This is a genomic window from Synechococcus sp. (assembly GCF_982614295.1).
In genome coordinates, this window is the sequence record NZ_CEXBMR010000044.1 from 1 (window position 1) to 15,673 (window position 15,673).

15 protein-coding genes and 1 tRNA gene are annotated in these 15,673 nt (G+C 53.6%); 8 read left to right on the top strand and 8 right to left on the bottom strand.

Features of this window, described 5'->3' with window-relative positions; genetic code table 11:
• The 3 genes from AC2JC8_RS07965 to AC2JC8_RS07975 form a co-directional block, all read left to right on the top strand.
• Positions 1 to 616, top strand: a 616-nt coding sequence (locus AC2JC8_RS07965; protein WP_484419967.1) for an ammonium transporter, incomplete at its 5' end; no start/stop codon positions are given.
• A gap of 123 nt (positions 617 to 739) precedes the next feature.
• Positions 740 to 1,954 carry a 4-hydroxy-3-methylbut-2-enyl diphosphate reductase gene (locus tag AC2JC8_RS07970; protein WP_484400170.1) on the top strand — a complete coding sequence of 405 codons (1,215 nt, stop codon included), beginning with the start codon at positions 740 to 742 and terminating at the stop codon, positions 1,952 to 1,954.
• 22 nt (positions 1,955 to 1,976) lie between these two features.
• Positions 1,977 to 2,540: a DUF1997 domain-containing protein gene (locus AC2JC8_RS07975; protein WP_255131571.1), complete on the top strand. Its 564-nt coding sequence runs from the start codon at positions 1,977 to 1,979 to the stop codon at positions 2,538 to 2,540.
• 2 nt (positions 2,541 to 2,542) lie between these two features.
• Here the strand turns inward: AC2JC8_RS07975 and AC2JC8_RS07980 are convergent, their stop codons facing one another.
• Together AC2JC8_RS07980 and purH are read right to left on the bottom strand one after the other, a co-directional pair.
• On the bottom strand, positions 2,543 to 3,001 hold the full coding sequence (locus AC2JC8_RS07980) for a DUF4079 domain-containing protein (RefSeq protein ID WP_484400193.1): 459 nt from the start codon (positions 2,999 to 3,001) through the stop codon (positions 2,543 to 2,545).
• A gap of 64 nt (positions 3,002 to 3,065) precedes the next feature.
• A complete protein-coding gene (gene purH, locus AC2JC8_RS07985) occupies positions 3,066 to 4,601 on the bottom strand; it encodes a bifunctional phosphoribosylaminoimidazolecarboxamide formyltransferase/IMP cyclohydrolase (RefSeq protein ID WP_484400168.1) in 1,536 nt (511 codons plus the stop codon).
• 23 nt (positions 4,602 to 4,624) lie between these two features.
• Between purH and AC2JC8_RS07990 the strand changes: the two genes are divergently transcribed.
• Positions 4,625 to 5,251, top strand: coding sequence for an alpha/beta hydrolase (locus AC2JC8_RS07990; protein WP_484400167.1), 627 nt, complete (start codon positions 4,625 to 4,627; stop codon positions 5,249 to 5,251).
• 2 nt (positions 5,252 to 5,253) lie between these two features.
• Here AC2JC8_RS07990 and AC2JC8_RS07995 read toward each other — a convergent pair whose 3' ends face one another.
• Entirely contained in the window at positions 5,254 to 5,622 is a 369-nt protein-coding gene (locus tag AC2JC8_RS07995) for a DUF3155 domain-containing protein (RefSeq protein ID WP_484400165.1), read from the bottom strand.
• A 363-nt stretch (positions 5,623 to 5,985) separates the two neighbouring features.
• Here AC2JC8_RS07995 and AC2JC8_RS08000 point away from each other — a divergent pair, with 363 nt between their 5' ends.
• Entirely contained in the window at positions 5,986 to 7,107 is a 1,122-nt protein-coding gene (locus tag AC2JC8_RS08000; RefSeq protein ID WP_484400164.1) for a sensor histidine kinase, read from the top strand.
• Here AC2JC8_RS08000 and AC2JC8_RS08005 read toward each other — a convergent pair.
• Positions 7,085 to 7,840 (bottom strand): adenosylcobinamide-GDP ribazoletransferase, encoded by a 756-nt coding sequence (locus tag AC2JC8_RS08005; protein WP_484400163.1) that lies wholly within the window; start codon positions 7,838 to 7,840, stop codon positions 7,085 to 7,087. The genes AC2JC8_RS08000 and AC2JC8_RS08005 overlap by 23 nt on opposite strands.
• Before the next feature lie 65 nt (positions 7,841 to 7,905).
• On the opposite strand from AC2JC8_RS08005, the gene tgt reads away from it, so the two are divergent.
• Positions 7,906 to 9,042 carry a tRNA guanosine(34) transglycosylase Tgt gene (tgt, locus tag AC2JC8_RS08010; RefSeq protein ID WP_484594481.1) on the top strand — a complete coding sequence of 379 codons (1,137 nt, stop codon included), beginning with the start codon at positions 7,906 to 7,908 and terminating at the stop codon, positions 9,040 to 9,042.
• A gap of 36 nt (positions 9,043 to 9,078) precedes the next feature.
• Positions 9,079 to 9,222 carry a photosystem II reaction center protein K gene (locus AC2JC8_RS08015; RefSeq protein WP_255131560.1) on the top strand — a complete coding sequence of 48 codons (144 nt, stop codon included), beginning with the start codon at positions 9,079 to 9,081 and terminating at the stop codon, positions 9,220 to 9,222.
• Here AC2JC8_RS08015 and AC2JC8_RS08020 read toward each other — a convergent pair.
• Positions 9,161 to 9,934, bottom strand: coding sequence for a WecB/TagA/CpsF family glycosyltransferase (locus AC2JC8_RS08020; RefSeq protein ID WP_484594482.1), 774 nt, complete (start codon positions 9,932 to 9,934; stop codon positions 9,161 to 9,163). The genes AC2JC8_RS08015 and AC2JC8_RS08020 overlap by 62 nt on opposite strands.
• 33 nt (positions 9,935 to 9,967) lie before the next feature.
• On the opposite strand from AC2JC8_RS08020, the gene AC2JC8_RS08025 reads away from it, so the two are divergent.
• On the top strand, positions 9,968 to 13,132 hold the full coding sequence (locus AC2JC8_RS08025; protein WP_484594483.1) for a glycoside hydrolase family 15 protein: 3,165 nt from the start codon (positions 9,968 to 9,970) through the stop codon (positions 13,130 to 13,132).
• Position 13,133: 1 nt separating this feature from the next.
• Here AC2JC8_RS08025 and AC2JC8_RS08030 read toward each other — a convergent pair whose 3' ends face one another.
• The 3 genes from AC2JC8_RS08030 to AC2JC8_RS08040 form a co-directional block, all read right to left on the bottom strand.
• Positions 13,134 to 14,129 carry a Gfo/Idh/MocA family protein gene (locus AC2JC8_RS08030; RefSeq protein ID WP_255131557.1) on the bottom strand — a complete coding sequence of 332 codons (996 nt, stop codon included), beginning with the start codon at positions 14,127 to 14,129 and terminating at the stop codon, positions 13,134 to 13,136.
• A 34-nt stretch (positions 14,130 to 14,163) separates the two neighbouring features.
• Complete coding sequence (locus AC2JC8_RS08035) at positions 14,164 to 15,468, bottom strand: hemolysin family protein (protein WP_484594484.1); 1,305 nt, start codon at positions 15,466 to 15,468, stop codon at positions 14,164 to 14,166.
• A 62-nt stretch (positions 15,469 to 15,530) separates the two neighbouring features.
• Positions 15,531 to 15,603 (bottom strand) — tRNA-Ile (locus tag AC2JC8_RS08040).
• Positions 15,604 to 15,673: the final 70 nt, after the last annotated feature.

The following is a 15,673-nucleotide window of genomic DNA, read 5'->3' on the forward strand; positions in this document are numbered from 1 at the left end:
CCTTGGTTGTTTGATCCTTTGGATTGGTTGGTATGGCTTTAATCCTGGCTCTTGGCTATCTATGGCCCCTGAAGTTCCCTACATCGCAGTTACCACAACCCTTGGTGCTGCCGGTGGTGGAATCGCAGCCACCTTGGTGAGCCAGTTCACTGGCGGTAAACCTGATCTCACAATGACAATTAACGGTATTTTGGCCGGACTTGTGGGAGTTACCGCAGGTTGTGATGGCTTCTCAATGCCCGCTTCTTGGGTTGTTGGCTTTTTCGCCGGTATTTTGGTGGTGTTTTCAGTTGCTTGGGTTGATGCTCTAAAGATCGACGATCCTGTTGGTGCTTTTTCCGTCCATGGCACCTGTGGCATTTGGGGGACTTTGGCAGTTGGTTTGTTCAATATGGATAAAGGACTTTTAACCGGCCATGGTTTTAATCAGCTTGGTATTCAAATCATCGGAGCTGCCTCATTTGCTGTATTTGCAATCGTGGGATCATTAATCACATGGTCGATAATTGGAGCCATCTTTGGTGGTATTCGAGTAACTAAAGAGGAAGAGTTTGAAGGCCTTGATATTGGCGAACATGGTATGGAAGCCTATCCAGACTTCGCTTCCGCAAAATGAAGCACCTAAAGCCCGCCTTTGGCGGGCTTTTTTTTATGCCTGTTGTGTGCATCTCAGTGAATGGAGCCTTCAAACGATATGAACCAATAGAATGCAAGAAATTATTAGGCGCTTTTTCCTGCCATGGACACCCGCGCCTTTAAGCGTTCCCTCCACCATTCTGAGCGCTACAACCGCCGCGGATTTGGCCGAGCAGAAGAGGTGGCCAGCAGCCTTGAAGAGGCTTACCAAAGCGATCTGATTCAAAGCCTCCGAGATAACGGTTATCAATTGCAGCAAGGGCGTGTAACTATCCGCCTCGCCCAAGCTTTTGGTTTTTGTTGGGGGGTTGAAAGGGCCGTGGCAATCGCCTACGAAACCCGTCGCCACTACCCCGTTGAACGAATCTGGATTACTAACGAAATAATCCATAACCCATCGGTAAATGCCCATCTGCGCCAGATGAATGTTTTGTTTATCCCCGTGGAAGAGGGGGTAAAGGATTTTTCAGCGGTTGATAAAGGTGATGTGGTGATCCTGCCTGCCTTTGGTGCAACGGTTCAGGAAATGCAACTCTTAAATGAACTGGGTTGTCACATTGTTGATACCACGTGCCCTTGGGTATCAAAGGTTTGGAACAGCGTTGAACGCCATAAAAAAGAATCTTTCACCTCTGTAATTCATGGCAAGGTGAAGCATGAAGAAACCCTTGCCACCAGCTCTTTTGCTGGCACCTATCTGGTGGTGCTTGATCTGGCGGAAGCCCAATTGGTTTGCGACTACATCCTTGGTAATGGCGACCGCAGCAGCTTTTTAGATAAGTTCGCTGGTGCCACCTCCCCTGGATTTGATCCCGATCTTGATTTGGTGCGCATTGGCGTTGCAAATCAAACAACCATGCTTAAAAGTGAAACAGAGGAAATAGGACGTTTATTTGAACGCACCCTGTTGCGGCGCCACGGCCCAAGCGAGTTAAACAACCATTTCCTCGCTTTTAACACTATCTGCGATGCCACCCAAGAGCGTCAGGATGCAATGTTTGCCCTAGTTGATGAACCTCTAGATCTAATGGTGGTGATCGGTGGCTACAACTCTTCTAATACCACTCATTTGCAGGAGATTGCCGTAAGCCGCGGCATCCCTTCTGTTCATATCGATGCTCCAGAACGTATTGGCCCAGGCAATTGCGTGGAGCACAAACCTCTAGGGGGTGAATTGATCAGGATGAAACCATTTTTGCCTGAAGGTTTGCTGCGCATCGGGATTACTTCTGGTGCCTCCACCCCTGATCGGGTTGTGGAGGGGGTAATTGATCGGTTGTTGCAACTTTCCGAGCTGCCAGCTGGATCTGAGCACTAGATTGCTTTTATAAATCGAGCGTATGGATAAAGATCAACTGCGCCGTTATGCCAGTAATTTTGCTGATGTAATGGAAATGAGGGCCCCAGCATCAGAAGTGGCCAAATATCTTGATGTTCATCAAGGCTGGTTTTTGAGGTGCGCTGCACCGATGCAGGCAGAACCCATAGGTGTGAATGGTTATCACTTGATTTTGGGAAAATTCGGCAATTTTGGCTTTGAGCTTGAACCCAGCATCGATTTGGAATTATTGCCCCAAGCAGAGGGGATCTATCGCATTGAAACTCTTCCTGTTTCCCCGCAAAGGGTGGCAAAAGATGGCTATGCAGTTGATTTCAAAGCCAGCCTGCAGCTTTCACCAGAAGGAGAGAGCACCTTGGTGAAGTGGGAACTGGATCTAGAGGTATCGATCCGTTTGCCCGCTTTTATTGGCCTCTTGCCAGACACCTTGGTGCAATCCAGTGGCGATCATTTGCTGCGTCAAATTGTGCGCCAGGTTTCACGGCGCCTCACCTGGAAGGTGCAAGAAGATTTCCATTCTCAGGCGGGCCTTAAGTGCCCGCCCCAACAAAAAGCTCAGTTTTAGCTTTAACGATTAGTCCAGATCTTGTTAACAATTTCCACACCACTCACCGCTTGCCAGAGGAAGAGGGTCATCACCAACATGTTCATGCCCACATGGGCTTTGCGAGCAATCAAATTGCCGCGCTTCATAAAAGGTGCAAGAGAAGCAGCCATTGCGATCAGGGCCGTCATGCTGAGGCCCGCCAACAGGTGAGGCCCAACAAACAACTTGTCATTATTTAAATAGGTAACCGTCATGCCTCCCAAGCTGCCAAGCACCATCACAGCAAGCACCAAGCTGCCAATTACATAATGACGCTCGGCAAATTTTCCTTTTATTAGTTCTTTACGTTGTTCTGGAGTGCCAGTGCGAGTTTTTTTTGCCTTAATGCCGAGATACAACGCGTAAGCAGATCCGGCCAGCAAACTCCACATCAATAGTGGATGCACAAAATTTAGATTGAAGGCAAGGGCCTCAGGCATGGCGATGAAAGGCAATAACGAATCCAATTCCAACTGTATGGGTCAAAGGCAGCAAGAGTTCGCTCTAATGCAAAAAGTGACGACTGCCTGTTAACACCATCGTTAAACCTGCCTGATTGCATGCGGCAATTGAATCGACATCGCGTTTACTACCGCCGGGCTGGATAAAGGCTGTGATTCCAAATTCAGCTGCCTTTTCAACGGTGTCGCTGAAAGGAAAAAACCCATCGCTTGCCATAGCAGCCCCTTGGGCGGCGCTTCCGGCCGCATCGAGGGCAATCGCAGCTGAGCCCACTCGATTCATTTGGCCGGCGCCAATGCCAAGGGTTATTCCGTTGCGGGCAATAACGATGGCATTTGAATGCACTTGCCGCACTACCCGCCAAGCGAAGCGAAGGTTTTGCCATTCCTCCTGGCTGGGGGAACGTTCAGTAACCACCTGCCATTGCTGCTCGTCTTCTGGGGCATGGTCTTGCTGTTGGGCAAGCACTCCGCCGAAAATCGAGCGCAGCTGCAAATCAGCCCCAGCAGCGCAGGCTTGAGGGCTGAGCTCTAGCAAGCGCAAATTTGGTTTTGCCGCCAGTAGGGCGCGGGCCTCTGCGCTGATTTCTGGTGCCACTAAACATTCAAGAAATAAACCCGTAAGGCTTTCGCAAGCTGCTGCATCAAAAGGTTTATTCACTGCCACGATGCCGCCAAATGCCGAAATCGGATCAGCGCCTATTGCCCTTGTTAAGGCTTCAGCAACGCTGCCCCCCAGGGCCACCCCACAGGGGTTGCTGTGCTTCACCACCACAGCTGCCGCGGCTTCACTGGCAGGAAAACGCAGCACGGCCGCCTGGGCTGCATCGAGATCAAGCAAATTGTTAAAGCTCAATTCCTTGCCTTGCAATTGTTTCGCGGCCCCCCAACCCTGCTGGGGTTTGCCATACCAACTAGCGGCTTGATGTGGATTCTCGCCGTAGCGCAGGTTTTGGCGTAAGGGCAAACAAAGCTGCAATGCTGCATCGTTCTCCCCTAGCTGAGTTGTGAGCCAGTTGCTGATGGCTGCGTCGTAGCTGGCGGTGTGACGGAAGGCTTCAAGGGCAAGTTTTTGCCGTTCAACAAGGCCGATTGGTCCTTGGGCTAGGGCCTCAAGGAAAGGTGCGTATTGGGCTGGATTTGTGAGCACCAATGTATGCAAATGGTTTTTTGCCGCTGCCCGCACCATGGCTGGGCCTCCGATATCAATGGTTTCAATCGCTTCGTTCCAGCTCACATCAGGCCGGGCCACCGTTTGTTCAAACGGGTAGAGATTCACAACTACAAGATCGATTTTTGCGATCTGCTGCGCTTCTAAATCAGCAAGATCAGCTGGTTGATCGCTTCTTGCCAGGATGCCGCCATGGATGCGTGGATGCAGGGTTTTAACCCTGCCGCCAAGCATTTCTGCTGCGCCGGTGTGGTCTGCAACTTTGGTAACGGGCAGGTTTGCAGTAGCGAGCACAGCTGCGGTGCCACCACTGGAAAGCAATTGATAACCGTGGTTTTCCAGCAGGGCTTTGGCGAATTCCACCACCCCACGTTTATCGGAAACACTGATCAGAGCTAAAGGGGCCATGGGCAGTGGGGAGTGATGCCTTTATGGGAATGGTATGGGTAGAAGCTGCAATGGGGCCTTGTGCGATGCGTTTAATTCTTTTGCATGGTTGGGGTGCTGGCGCAAACGACCTTGAACCGGTGGGGCAAAGCCTGGCGCAATTGCTCAAGTTGGCGCCAGATGCCGTAACCCTGCGCTGCTTGGCGGCCCCTGACCCCCACCCCGCTGGCGCTGGCGCTTTGCAGTGGTACAACCTGCAGCAAGCCGGCTGGCCCGAGGTGCTCCAAGCGGTGGCAGCTTTGAAAATACGCTTGCAACAAGAATTGTTGGCAGCTGGGGCTGATCCGGTGGTGGTGCTGGGCTTTTCCCAAGGGGCAGCGATGGCCTTAGAAGCAGCAACCGCAATTCCTGTTGCTGCGGTGCTGGCCTTTAGCGGTTACCCCCATCCCAATTGGCAGCCACAATTGCAAAAAAATTGGGTGCCAGTATTTTTGGCCCATGGCCGCAAAGATCCTGTAGTGCCGCTTACGGCATACGAAGAAGTTTGCAAGCGTTTAATAGCTGCAGGGGCAAGCCCAAGTGGTTATTTATTTAATGGAGAACACAGCATTCCCCCTGAAGCTCTAGCTGCTGCAGCTGAGTTCCTCAGGGGTTTGGGCTTAACAAATTAGCCTTAAACGAAGGCGTATTCGTATTCTTCCATTTCTTCCCAATCGTCTGCCACCGCTTCGAGGCCGGCAAAGATTGTTTCTTCTCCTACCGAATCAACGATGGAGCGTAAAGAAGGGAAAAGAAAATGATTTTCTTCGGCGTATTGGGCGCTGAACAAACCTTTCTCGCCCCAAAAGAAGCGATCAGTGGTGTGCTCGTTGCGACGCACATTAACTAAGGCAGGTGGCATCAAGCTTGTGTCAGCGATGTATCGCCGCGCTGCCGTTACCGGTTTGTGTTCACCGGTTTCAAGGTTGAAAGTTGGAACATGGGCCAATACCCGCTGACCGGCGAGGCGGCGGCGGCTGACACGTTTGCGCTTCTTCGACATAACAAATTCCCCCATCTAGGTGGAGGCGTAATCGGAACGGGATTTCAAGTCGCTCGTAGCCGCAAAAGCGGACCGTTTTCGGCTCGGGAGCAGGTTTGCCTGCGGCGCCCAAACTTCTGCTGCGCGGAAATCGATCCTAAAATCAAAAACCAGGGGGTGGAATGAATCCGCCCATTGCTGTCGCGTAGCGACGAGCAACAGAGAGTGAACTACATCTGGTGTAGCCTTTTAATAGAAAAAGCGCCACGAAAAATGCAGTGTGTGCTGGATTCAACTCCGCTGCACCAGGGTTCCGGCACAAAAAAGCGTTGAATATATTAATGATCTTAATCCCTGCTTTAGATTTTGCAACCCTCGTAGCCCGTGATTTCTGAAGGCTTTCGCCGGCTGGTTAGCCAGCAATTGCTTCAGTTTTCAGATCGATCTGAATTGATTGCTTTGGGGGTGTATCTGGCAATTCCAGATGCCGCTGGTGAGTTGCAACTTCAGCCCGTGGAACTTTGGCCGGCCGGGGCTGAACGTATTGAGCCCGCTGCTTCCGATAGGCCTCTACTGCAAACAGATCAGCAGTGCCGTTGGTTGCCCCTGCGTCGCGAAGCGCTGGTGCTTGGCGCGTTACGGGTTGATAGCAGCGCAATACCTTGGCCTGCAGATCTTCAGGAGCGCTTGCTAGGGGCCACTCAGCTGCTTACAGAAGCAAGATTGCTGGATTTAGAGCAGCAACGTTTTCAAGCGCAGCTTCAGCAGGATCGTCGCCAGCGAGCTTTGTTGGTGCATCAGATGCGCAATCCGCTTGCAGCTTTACGCACGTTTACCCAACTGCTTTTAAGAAGGCTCGACCCAGCCGATGAACGCCGTGGCTTGGTTGAAAATCTCTTGCAGGAGGAATTAGCGCTCGATCGTTATCTAGAGGCGCTCGTTCAACCGGCAGCTCCCGCCACCCTGCCTGCAGCCAGTGAGGCGGAGGCGCCTTTGCTGCTGCCTCCCGCCCTCACCCCTGAACGTGCTGAACCACTTGCCTCTGCTTTGCAACCGCTGCTGGCAAGAGCCAGCGCCACCGCCAGCCTGCAGGGGCGCCCTTGGCATAACAGCGAACTGCCCGAGCTCAATTTGCCTGGGGCTGCTGCGGTGGCAGAAATTTTGGCCAATCTTTTAGAGAATGCATTTCGCTACAGCGACCCGCTGGCAGCACTGGGGCTTTGGTGCAAACAGCGCGATCAAACCCTTGCCTTAGCGATTTGGGATAGCGGCCCTGCTATCGCATTAAGTGAACGGGAATTGATCTTTTGCCGCGGGCAAAGGGGCAGCAGCAGCTACCAGCAGCCAGGTTCTGGCCTTGGTTTGGCCTTAGCCCGCGATCAAGCCAAAGCCTGGGGTGGTTCCCTTGAATTGCTGATACCAGCTTCAGATCTTGATCCTCAATTGCCCGCAGGCGGCAATGCTTTTTTGTTGCTGTTGCCCCTTAAAGAAAAAATTGGCAACTAAACCATGTGGACCAGAGCGCTAACGCTTCTGTCCATTCAACGCAGGCGCCATAGCTGTCGCCACTGTGGCCTCCGAGTTTTTTGCCAAGCCATAGGGGCAAAAGCACTGCAGGAATTAGTCCGCTAATACCTGCCAGCAGGGGTAACCCTGGTATCAAAAGGCTTAACCCCACCAAAAGAGCTAAGCAAATACCTGCTGGTATCAATTCTTGGCAAAGGCCTTGGCTCAGTTCACGATGAAAAGCGGCACTACCGCCTGGCCGCAGATAAGGGAAACGATCAATTGCTATTAATGGAGCCAGCCTGCCCCAAAAGGCGCTCCAAATCAGCGCAGCTGGTGCCGCTGAGCCGGCCAGGGCAAGTAAAGCCGCAGCTTTTAGCAACAACAACAACACCCCAGCCACTAAGCCGCTGGCGCCGATGCGGCTATCTGCCATCGCTTCTAAGCAACGCTTGCCGGCGCCAAGGCCATCGCCGCAATCCAGCACCCCATCAAAATGCAAGCCGCCGGTAAGCCACAGGCCAAAAGCCAGCACTAGGGCCACCAGGCTGGCGAGTGGTATTCCCACGGCTGCTGCCGCTAGCCAAATCAAGGCCTGCCCTCCCCCTATCAGCAGGCCGATTGCGGGAGCAAAGCGGGCAATGCGATCAAAGCGTGGTTTTAGCTTTGGAGGTGCTGGCAGGCAGCTGTAATAAATCCAGCTACCCAGCAGATCAGGCCACCAATGGCGCATGGCTGCAACCGGCAACTAACGCCATCCTGGCGGCCCATAGGGTGAGTTAATCCGAATACACCGATGTGACAAGCACTGCAGTTCCCTTCAGCTACGAAGTGCTGCAGCAATGCCCAAATACCCAGGCCCGCATCGGGCGGTTTTATACCCCCCACGGGGTGGTGGAAACACCACGTTTTATGCCGGTGGGTACTGCTGCCACAGTGAAAGGCATCAGCATGGATCAGCTGAAAAGCACTGGCGCCCAGATGGTGCTTAGCAATACTTTCCATCTCCATCTACAGCCAGGTGAGTCGATAGTGGCCGCTGCGGGTGGCCTACACCGATTTATGGGTTGGAACGGCCCGATGCTTACCGATTCCGGTGGTTTTCAAGTGTTCAGCTTGGCCAGCCTCAATTCGATTTCGGAGCAGGGCGTGACGTTTAAGTCACCCCGGGATGGGCTGGTGGTGGATCTCAGCCCAGAGCGGGTGATGGAGATTCAAAACGCTCTTGGGGCAGATGTGGTGATGGCCTTTGATCAATGCCCTCCCTACCCCGCTAGCCACGCTGATGTGCAGGAGGCAACAGCGCGCACCCATCGCTGGTTAGAGCGTTGCGTTGCATCCCATGGCCGCTCTGATCAAGCTTTGTTTGGCATTGTCCAAGGTGGCTGCTACGAAGATTTGCGCAAAGAAGCGGCCCGAGTGGTGGCTGGATTTGATCTGCCCGGAGTGGCTATTGGCGGGGTGAGCGTTGGCGAGCCGGCCTTGGCTATGCATGAAGTGGTGCGCTGGGTGGCACCACTGCTGCCATTTGATAAACCCCGCTATTTGATGGGGGTTGGCACCCTGCCTGAAATGGCTCAAGCGGTAGCCCAAGGTGTTGATTTGTTCGACTGTGTGCTGCCCACTCGCCTAGGTCGCCATGGGGCTGCCCTGGTGGGGGGCGAGCGTTGGAATTTAAAAAATGCCCGTTTCCGCAACGACCACACCCCGCTCGATAGCAGCTGCCCCTGTGCCACTTGCCAGCAGCACAGCCGTGCTTATTTGCACCACTTGATTAAGAGCGATGAAATTCTGGGCCTTACCTTGTTAAGCCTTCACAATCTCACTCAACTGCTGCGCTTTACCAATGCGATTGCAGCGGCCATTGCTGATGGTTGTTTTTCAGAGCATTTCGCTCCGTGGGAACCGGATTCAGCGGCGTCTCATACGTGGTAACTTCAACTTGTTTCGCCCTAGACGGTGACTGCTGTTATGCCATTGGCCGTGCTCACCCACCTAGCCCAACTTCCAGAGGCTTACCGGGCTTTTTCGCCCCTGGTGGATATTTTGCCGATTATTCCTTTGTTTTTCCTGCTGCTTGCTTTTGTTTGGCAGGCTTCGGTGGGTTTCCGCTAAGTACCGCAAAAGCAAATTGAGGCAAGGCCAACATGCGGCGCCAACGGCTCGGTTCTTGTACCAGCCGGAAGAGCCATTCGATTTGCAGGGTTCCCATCCAATTGGGAGCCCTTTTCTTTTGGCCGCTCCACACATCAAAACTCCCCCCCACCCCCATCCAAAGCCCAGGCTGGCCTTGATGTAGGCGTTGGATCCAGGTTTCTTGGCGCGGAATACCAAGGGCCACCAGCACCAGATCTGGCTGCATCTGCAAAATTTGCTGCTCCAATTGCGGCCACAAATCCATGGGTTGATAACCGTGGATTGTTAAAACGAGTTGGAGGCCGGGATGTCTTTGAGGTAACTGTTTATTCAGTAAATCCAGCACCGCTGCTGAACTGCCCACTAGGGCTACGCGCCATCCATTTTGGGCGCTGTGGGCTAGTAATTTATCGGCCAATTCGATGCCCGGGCTGCGTTTAACGCGAATTCCCTGCCGCCCTAAGGCCCACACCACTCCAGCTCCATCCGGGATTATCAGTTCGGCTGCGCGGATTGCTGCCCCCAGCGCTGCTTGGCCAAGAGCAGCCATTGTCATTTCAGCGTTAAGGGTTACCAACTGCCCGCCACCGCTGGCTTTCAGGGCAATTGCTGCCGATAGCACGTTGCTGCACACATCAACTGGTAAACCCAACACCTGGCAACGTTGGGGAACGGTGAAATCTGCTGCCATGGAGAGATGGGGTTACCGGAGAGAATCTGGCGGATGAAAACACCTTTAACAACAAACCAATTGGCCACCTTGGGCCGCATTGATGCTGCTGTGGATCGGGTGTTGTTGCAAAGGCAGCATCCCGTATCTGGTTTGCTGCCCGCCAGCACAGCCCACAACGTGCATGGCAACTACGGAGATGCCTGGGTTCGAGATGGTGTCTACACCATCCAGGCGGTGTGGGGGCTGGCCTTTGCCTGGCGTAGGGAAGGTTCTAAACCGCAACGGGTTTTTGAGCTCGAGGAAAGCGTATTGGCCTTGATGCGGGGTTTACTGCGGGCTCTTATGGGGCAAGCCACCAAGGTGGAGCGTTTTAAACAAAGCCTCAAACCGTTTGATGCGCTTCACGCTAAATACAACACAGCTACCGGACAGCCGGTGGTGGCTGATAACGCCTGGGGGCACCTACAGCTTGATGCCACCGCCCTATTTGTGTTGCAGCTGGCTCAATTCAGCCGCGCCGGTTTGGTGGTGGTGGTTAACCAAGCCCAAGTTGCGTTTTTACAAAATTTGGTTTTTTATCTCAGCCGCGCCTATCGGGTGGCTGATTACGGCATTTGGGAGCGTGGGGATAAGGGAAATAATGGTGCGCCGGAGCGCAATGCCAGTTCGATTGGTTTGGTGAAGGCAGCTCTTGAGGCGGCCCAAGGTTTAGATCTCTACGGACCTGAAGGCGATGGCAGCGCCCTGCTTTGGGTGCCACCTGATGCAATCGTGCGCTTGAGGCGTGCCCTGGAGGGTTTGTTGCCGCGGGAATCCGCCAGTAAAGAAGTTGATAGTGCCTGCCTCACCACAGTTGCTTACCCCGCCTGGGCGATTGATCGAGCCGATCTGCGCCAACGCACTTTGGATGGGATCCGCCGCCAGCTTGCCGGCAGTTATGGCTACGCCCGTTTTCGCCGTGATGGCCATCAAACGGTGCTGGAAGACAGCAGCCGTTTGCACTACGAACCAGAGGAATTGGCCTGCTTTGAGTCGATTGAATGCCAATGGCCTTTGTTTCTTGCCTTTGAATTGATTAGCGCCTGCATGGAGGAGCGTTGGGAGGAGGCAAGTGCTTTTCAGCAACGGCTCACGGCCCTTGCCTTGCCGGTGGGCAACGAATTGTTATTGCCTGAGCTCTACCTGGTGCCGCTTGAATTTGTAGAAGCGGAACGCCGTTATCCCGGTAGCCAGCCGCGGCAAGCAAATGAAAATTTGCCCTTGTTTTGGACCCAAAGCCTTTGGTTGCTAGGGGAATTGCTGCTTGATGGTTTAGTGAAACCAGAGCAGCTGGACCCTTGCGATAGGCGTTTGCCGCGCCAGTTGGGTTGCGAGCGGGTGCGGCTGGTGTTTGTGCCAGGCGATCAATCCGTGGCCTTAGCTCTTGCGGCAGAGGGGATTCCCATGGCCACACCCGGTGATGCTGGGGTGGCAGTGCAGCCCTCTGCCTGCTTAACGGATGCTTTGGCTGATATCGGTGCCTGCCCCAGCCTTGGCTTAACGGGGCCAGGGGCTGGTGGGGTGGCCACCCTTGCCGTAACTCGCTTGTATCGCTGTGGTGGCATCCCCACCGCTTTTCTACCGCCGGTATTGGAAGAAGGCGTTTTTTACTTAGCCGACGACCCTGAGCAGCTGGCTGATGCAGTTTTAGGGGAATTGCGAATGCTGCAGCGCCACTGGCGTGATCAAGGCGATCCCCTCTTGCTGGTGCCGTTAGCAGCAACCGCCTTTAACAGGCAGCCGGCTGGGTTTATTGCGCTAGCGCGGCAATTAAATAGTGGCGAGCTGGAGGGCCTTGAAGTGTGCGTTGGCACCTTGGCGGAACATCTGCCCCATCTCTGCTGGGAACCGCTCCAGCTGCCGGCTATCGCACCGATTAGCCCATTGCGGGCGAGCCCGCTGCGCTTGGCAGAAGCTCGTGGCTACCGCTCCCTTTCAGTGGCCCAGGAGCAACTGCTGGAGCTGGAAACCACCTCCGTTCTCGATTTAGCGGCCCAGCTGTGGAGCAGCACTCTGTTGCGGGAACAGGCTGAACTGCTTGAGCAACTGCAGCTGCGTTTGGGCGCTAGCGGCCAATTACAAGCCCCCGATCAGGGCTTGCCTGTGGCTTTAAACCAGCTGTTGGAGGCTGTTTATCACCGCAGCCTCGAGGCGGGCGATTGGGAGCCGGTGCGCCGTTGTGCTGGTTTGCTGGGGCTTGTGCATCCCCATTTAGAGGATGCCCTAGACGACCTCTTAGCTCGCCATAAGCAATTGGTGGTGGGTCGTAATTACACAAACCAATCACGCATCAAAGAACCGCTTGATAGCGCTGAGATTGCTGCTCGCATTCGTCGTTTTAGCGGTGAAGATGGCCGTGAAACGATCCTGCAACAGGAATTGCTGCTGGCCCTTGAGGGCTTGGCAAGGCAAAGGCCAGCCCTTTTGCAAGGCACGCTCACATTTCAGCTGGGGCAGCTGCTGCTGCTACTTACAAGCGAGCTTGCAACCGAGAGGCAGTTAACCCCTTCCGAAGCATTTGAAGCCCTTTGTGCTTTGCCGCCCCATGGCATTTCACGCCGTTTAGGGGTGGTACTAGCAGACCTTGATCGCGCTAGGGCTGCCTTGGATAGTTGTGAGCAATTGCATGTGAGTGGGCAGGTGCTATGGCAAGCCCCTGCCCCAGCAGCTGAAAGGCCGATGGGGGGCTGCTGGTTGCAACACCGCATGCGGCAAGGGGCCTTGCAACGGGTGCCGCGAAACTTTTATCCAGGGGTGTGGGGGCTATTGCAGCATTGCCGCGGCCTTCTTATCGGCGATAAGTTAGAGCGCCGCAACCGGCTCGATAGCGACTTATTGGCAGAAAAAACCCCTGGCGAACATAATTTTGCGGTGTTGGTTGATCACCTTCTAAGTAAGATTGAAGCAGCTGAATATAGACAGCTCACAATTGAAGCAATGCTGTCTCTTATGGCATTTTTCGAAGCAAATCCTAAGGTGCGCTTTGAAGATCAATTAGCCTTGGATGTGGTGATTGGCCATGCGGTAAAGCTGGGCTGGCTGGATGAAAATCAACAGTTAGTCGCTGAAAGTTATGGGGCCTATAAAGCAGCTGCATGGCAAACATTTTATCGCTATTCCCCTACCCGATGCCGTGAATTGGTGGTGGCAGCACTGCGGCAATTAACCGGGGTTTAGTTCAAAGGGGTTGGGGCAGTTGTTGCAAACTTTGCTGCGGTTGTTCCACCGCCTTCTCAATCAGATCCGCAAGTTGAAGCGCTCTTGATGCTTGCAGGCCATCTACCGCTGGGGTTTCAAGACCCCTAACACACTGTAGAAAGTGTTCTAATTCGGCATATAATGGTTCAGTTGGAGTAATACTTACTTCTTCTATAAATCCATCATGGCGATATAATAATTCACCTCGATTTGCGGAATAAGACTCTTGGGCGCGGCGATGAATACGAAGATTGCGATGTAAGAAATCAGCCTCTATCAAACTGCCTCTGCAATGGGCGCTGAGGCTGCGCACTTTGCGATGACTCATCTTGCTAGCTGTAAGGCTGGCGGCAACGCCATTTTCAAAAGATAAGGTAGCTGTTACGTAATCGATAGGGCCTTCGGTGCTGCGGCCGCCAGCGGCGGCAAAACCCACAACTGGAGCCTGGGCTAATTCAAGTATTAGGTCTATGTCGTGGATCATTAAATCCAGTACCACAGACACATCATTAGCGCGGTCGGCATGGGGGCTGTGGCGCCTGCTTTCGAGCACCATTACCTCTTCGTTAGTAACAACATTCAGCAATTCGCGAAATGCTGGGTTGAAACGTTCGATGTGCCCCACCTGTAACAAGCGAGAAGCTGAACTGGCGGCACTTATGAGTTCGGCTGCTTCCTGCTGGCTTGCGGCAATTGGTTTTTCAATCAAAACATGCACCCCTGCTTTGAGGCAGGCCATGCCCACTGGATGGTGCAACAGGGTTGGCACCGCGATGCAAACCGCTTCCACCTCCTTGATCAAGCTGTTGTAGTCGTCGTACCAGCGGCAATTGAACTGGCTGCTTGCAAGGCGTCCGCGCGCCACATCTAAATCAGCTACACCAACTAATTCAGCATCCCGCAGCAAACTCAAAACCCGGGCATGGTGCCAACCCATGTTGCCGATGCCGATCACACCCACCTTCACCGGTTTCATTTGCTGGCCTGGGGCAGGATTAAAAGCAAGGTTATTAGTCCTTCTGGGGAGTCATTATCACTGCATTGTCGCGATGAGCGAGCCAGATCTTCACTTCTTCGATGCGTGGGCCATCCATCGTGAGCACTTCAAAGTGATGGCCGCCCCAACGCAGCGCTTCTCCAGGGGTTGGGATGTGCTGCAGCCTCTCTAGTAGGAAACCAGCCAGGGTGTGGTGCCCATCTGCTTCTGGCAGCTTGAGGCCAAGGGAACGGTTTAGTTCAAAAATCTCAAGATCACCTGCCACCAGCCATTGATCTTTACCAAGGGGCTGGAGATCTGGGGGACTGCCGTCGTTTTCAAGCAATTCATCACCAACAATTTCGCCGGTGAGATCAGCAATTGTTACTAGCCCTTCGGTGCCGCCGTGTTCATCCACCACCACCAGCATCGGTTCACCATTGCGAATTACCGGCAGCAACTCAGCTAAAGAAGCACTTTCTTGGATGCGCTCCACGCTGCGCACGTAGGGGGCTAAGGGGGTGCTGGGTTGCAATTCTCCACGGGATAAGGGTTCTGCCAGCAGCCTTAAATCAAGCAAGCCGCGCACATCATCTAGCGATTCACCAATCACAGGAAAACGGGCATGTTTGGTGCTGAGCACCGCTTGCATCAGTTCAGCAAAGCTCACACCAAGGGGGAGGGTCACCATGCCGTTGCGGGGCACCATCACCTCTCGCACCTGGGTATCTCTTAAAGAAAAAACCCCTTCAAGGATGTTGCGTTCATCTGGTTCAAGGCCGGTTACGGCATCATTTTCGATCAAGCTTTCCAGCTCACCGGCTGAAAGAGCTGGCACCAATCGATCCCATTCCAGCGGCAAACCCGTAAGCAGCAGCAAGCTTTCAGCTAACCGCTCCAACACCGCAAGCAAGGGCGCTAAACATCGATTAACCGCTTCTAATAAAGGCCCCAATCGCAAAGCAGAAGCTTCTGGATCTTTTAAAACCCAGGCTTTTGGTAACACTCCCCCCAGCAGAGTGGCCGAAAAGGCTAAACAAATAAAAATAAATAGTTCAAAGCTGGGGTTGATGTTGTTTTGAAATAATCCAAGTAACAATTTATGAACTCCCCAGCCCAAGGCCAGTAGGGAGAGTGTTGCGCCAAGTTGCGTGGCCACCAGGGCACTCCTTAAGTGCCGCTGCAGCCGTTCCACCGCCAGCGCCGAATGGTGACCCTTCTCCGCTAATTCCTGCACCCGGGTGGGTCTTAGGCGAATCAGGGCAAATTCACCGGCAACAAAAAATGCCAACAATGCCAGTAGCAGCACCAAGCCAAGCAACCGCAGGCTTAAACCCATTGAAACCGCTATCGCAGTAACGAACTAAAAGAATTATGGAGCCAGAGCTGCAAATTTAGTGATGGGGGTCCCGAGGATCGAACTCGGCTAAGGCGAATTATGAGTTCGCTGCATTCACCAGATTGCTAGACCCCCGCGTTACTAGTCTCCCAGATCTTATTTTCCCATGCTGCTTGGAAGATCGCGTACCCGCAATGGAATTGGG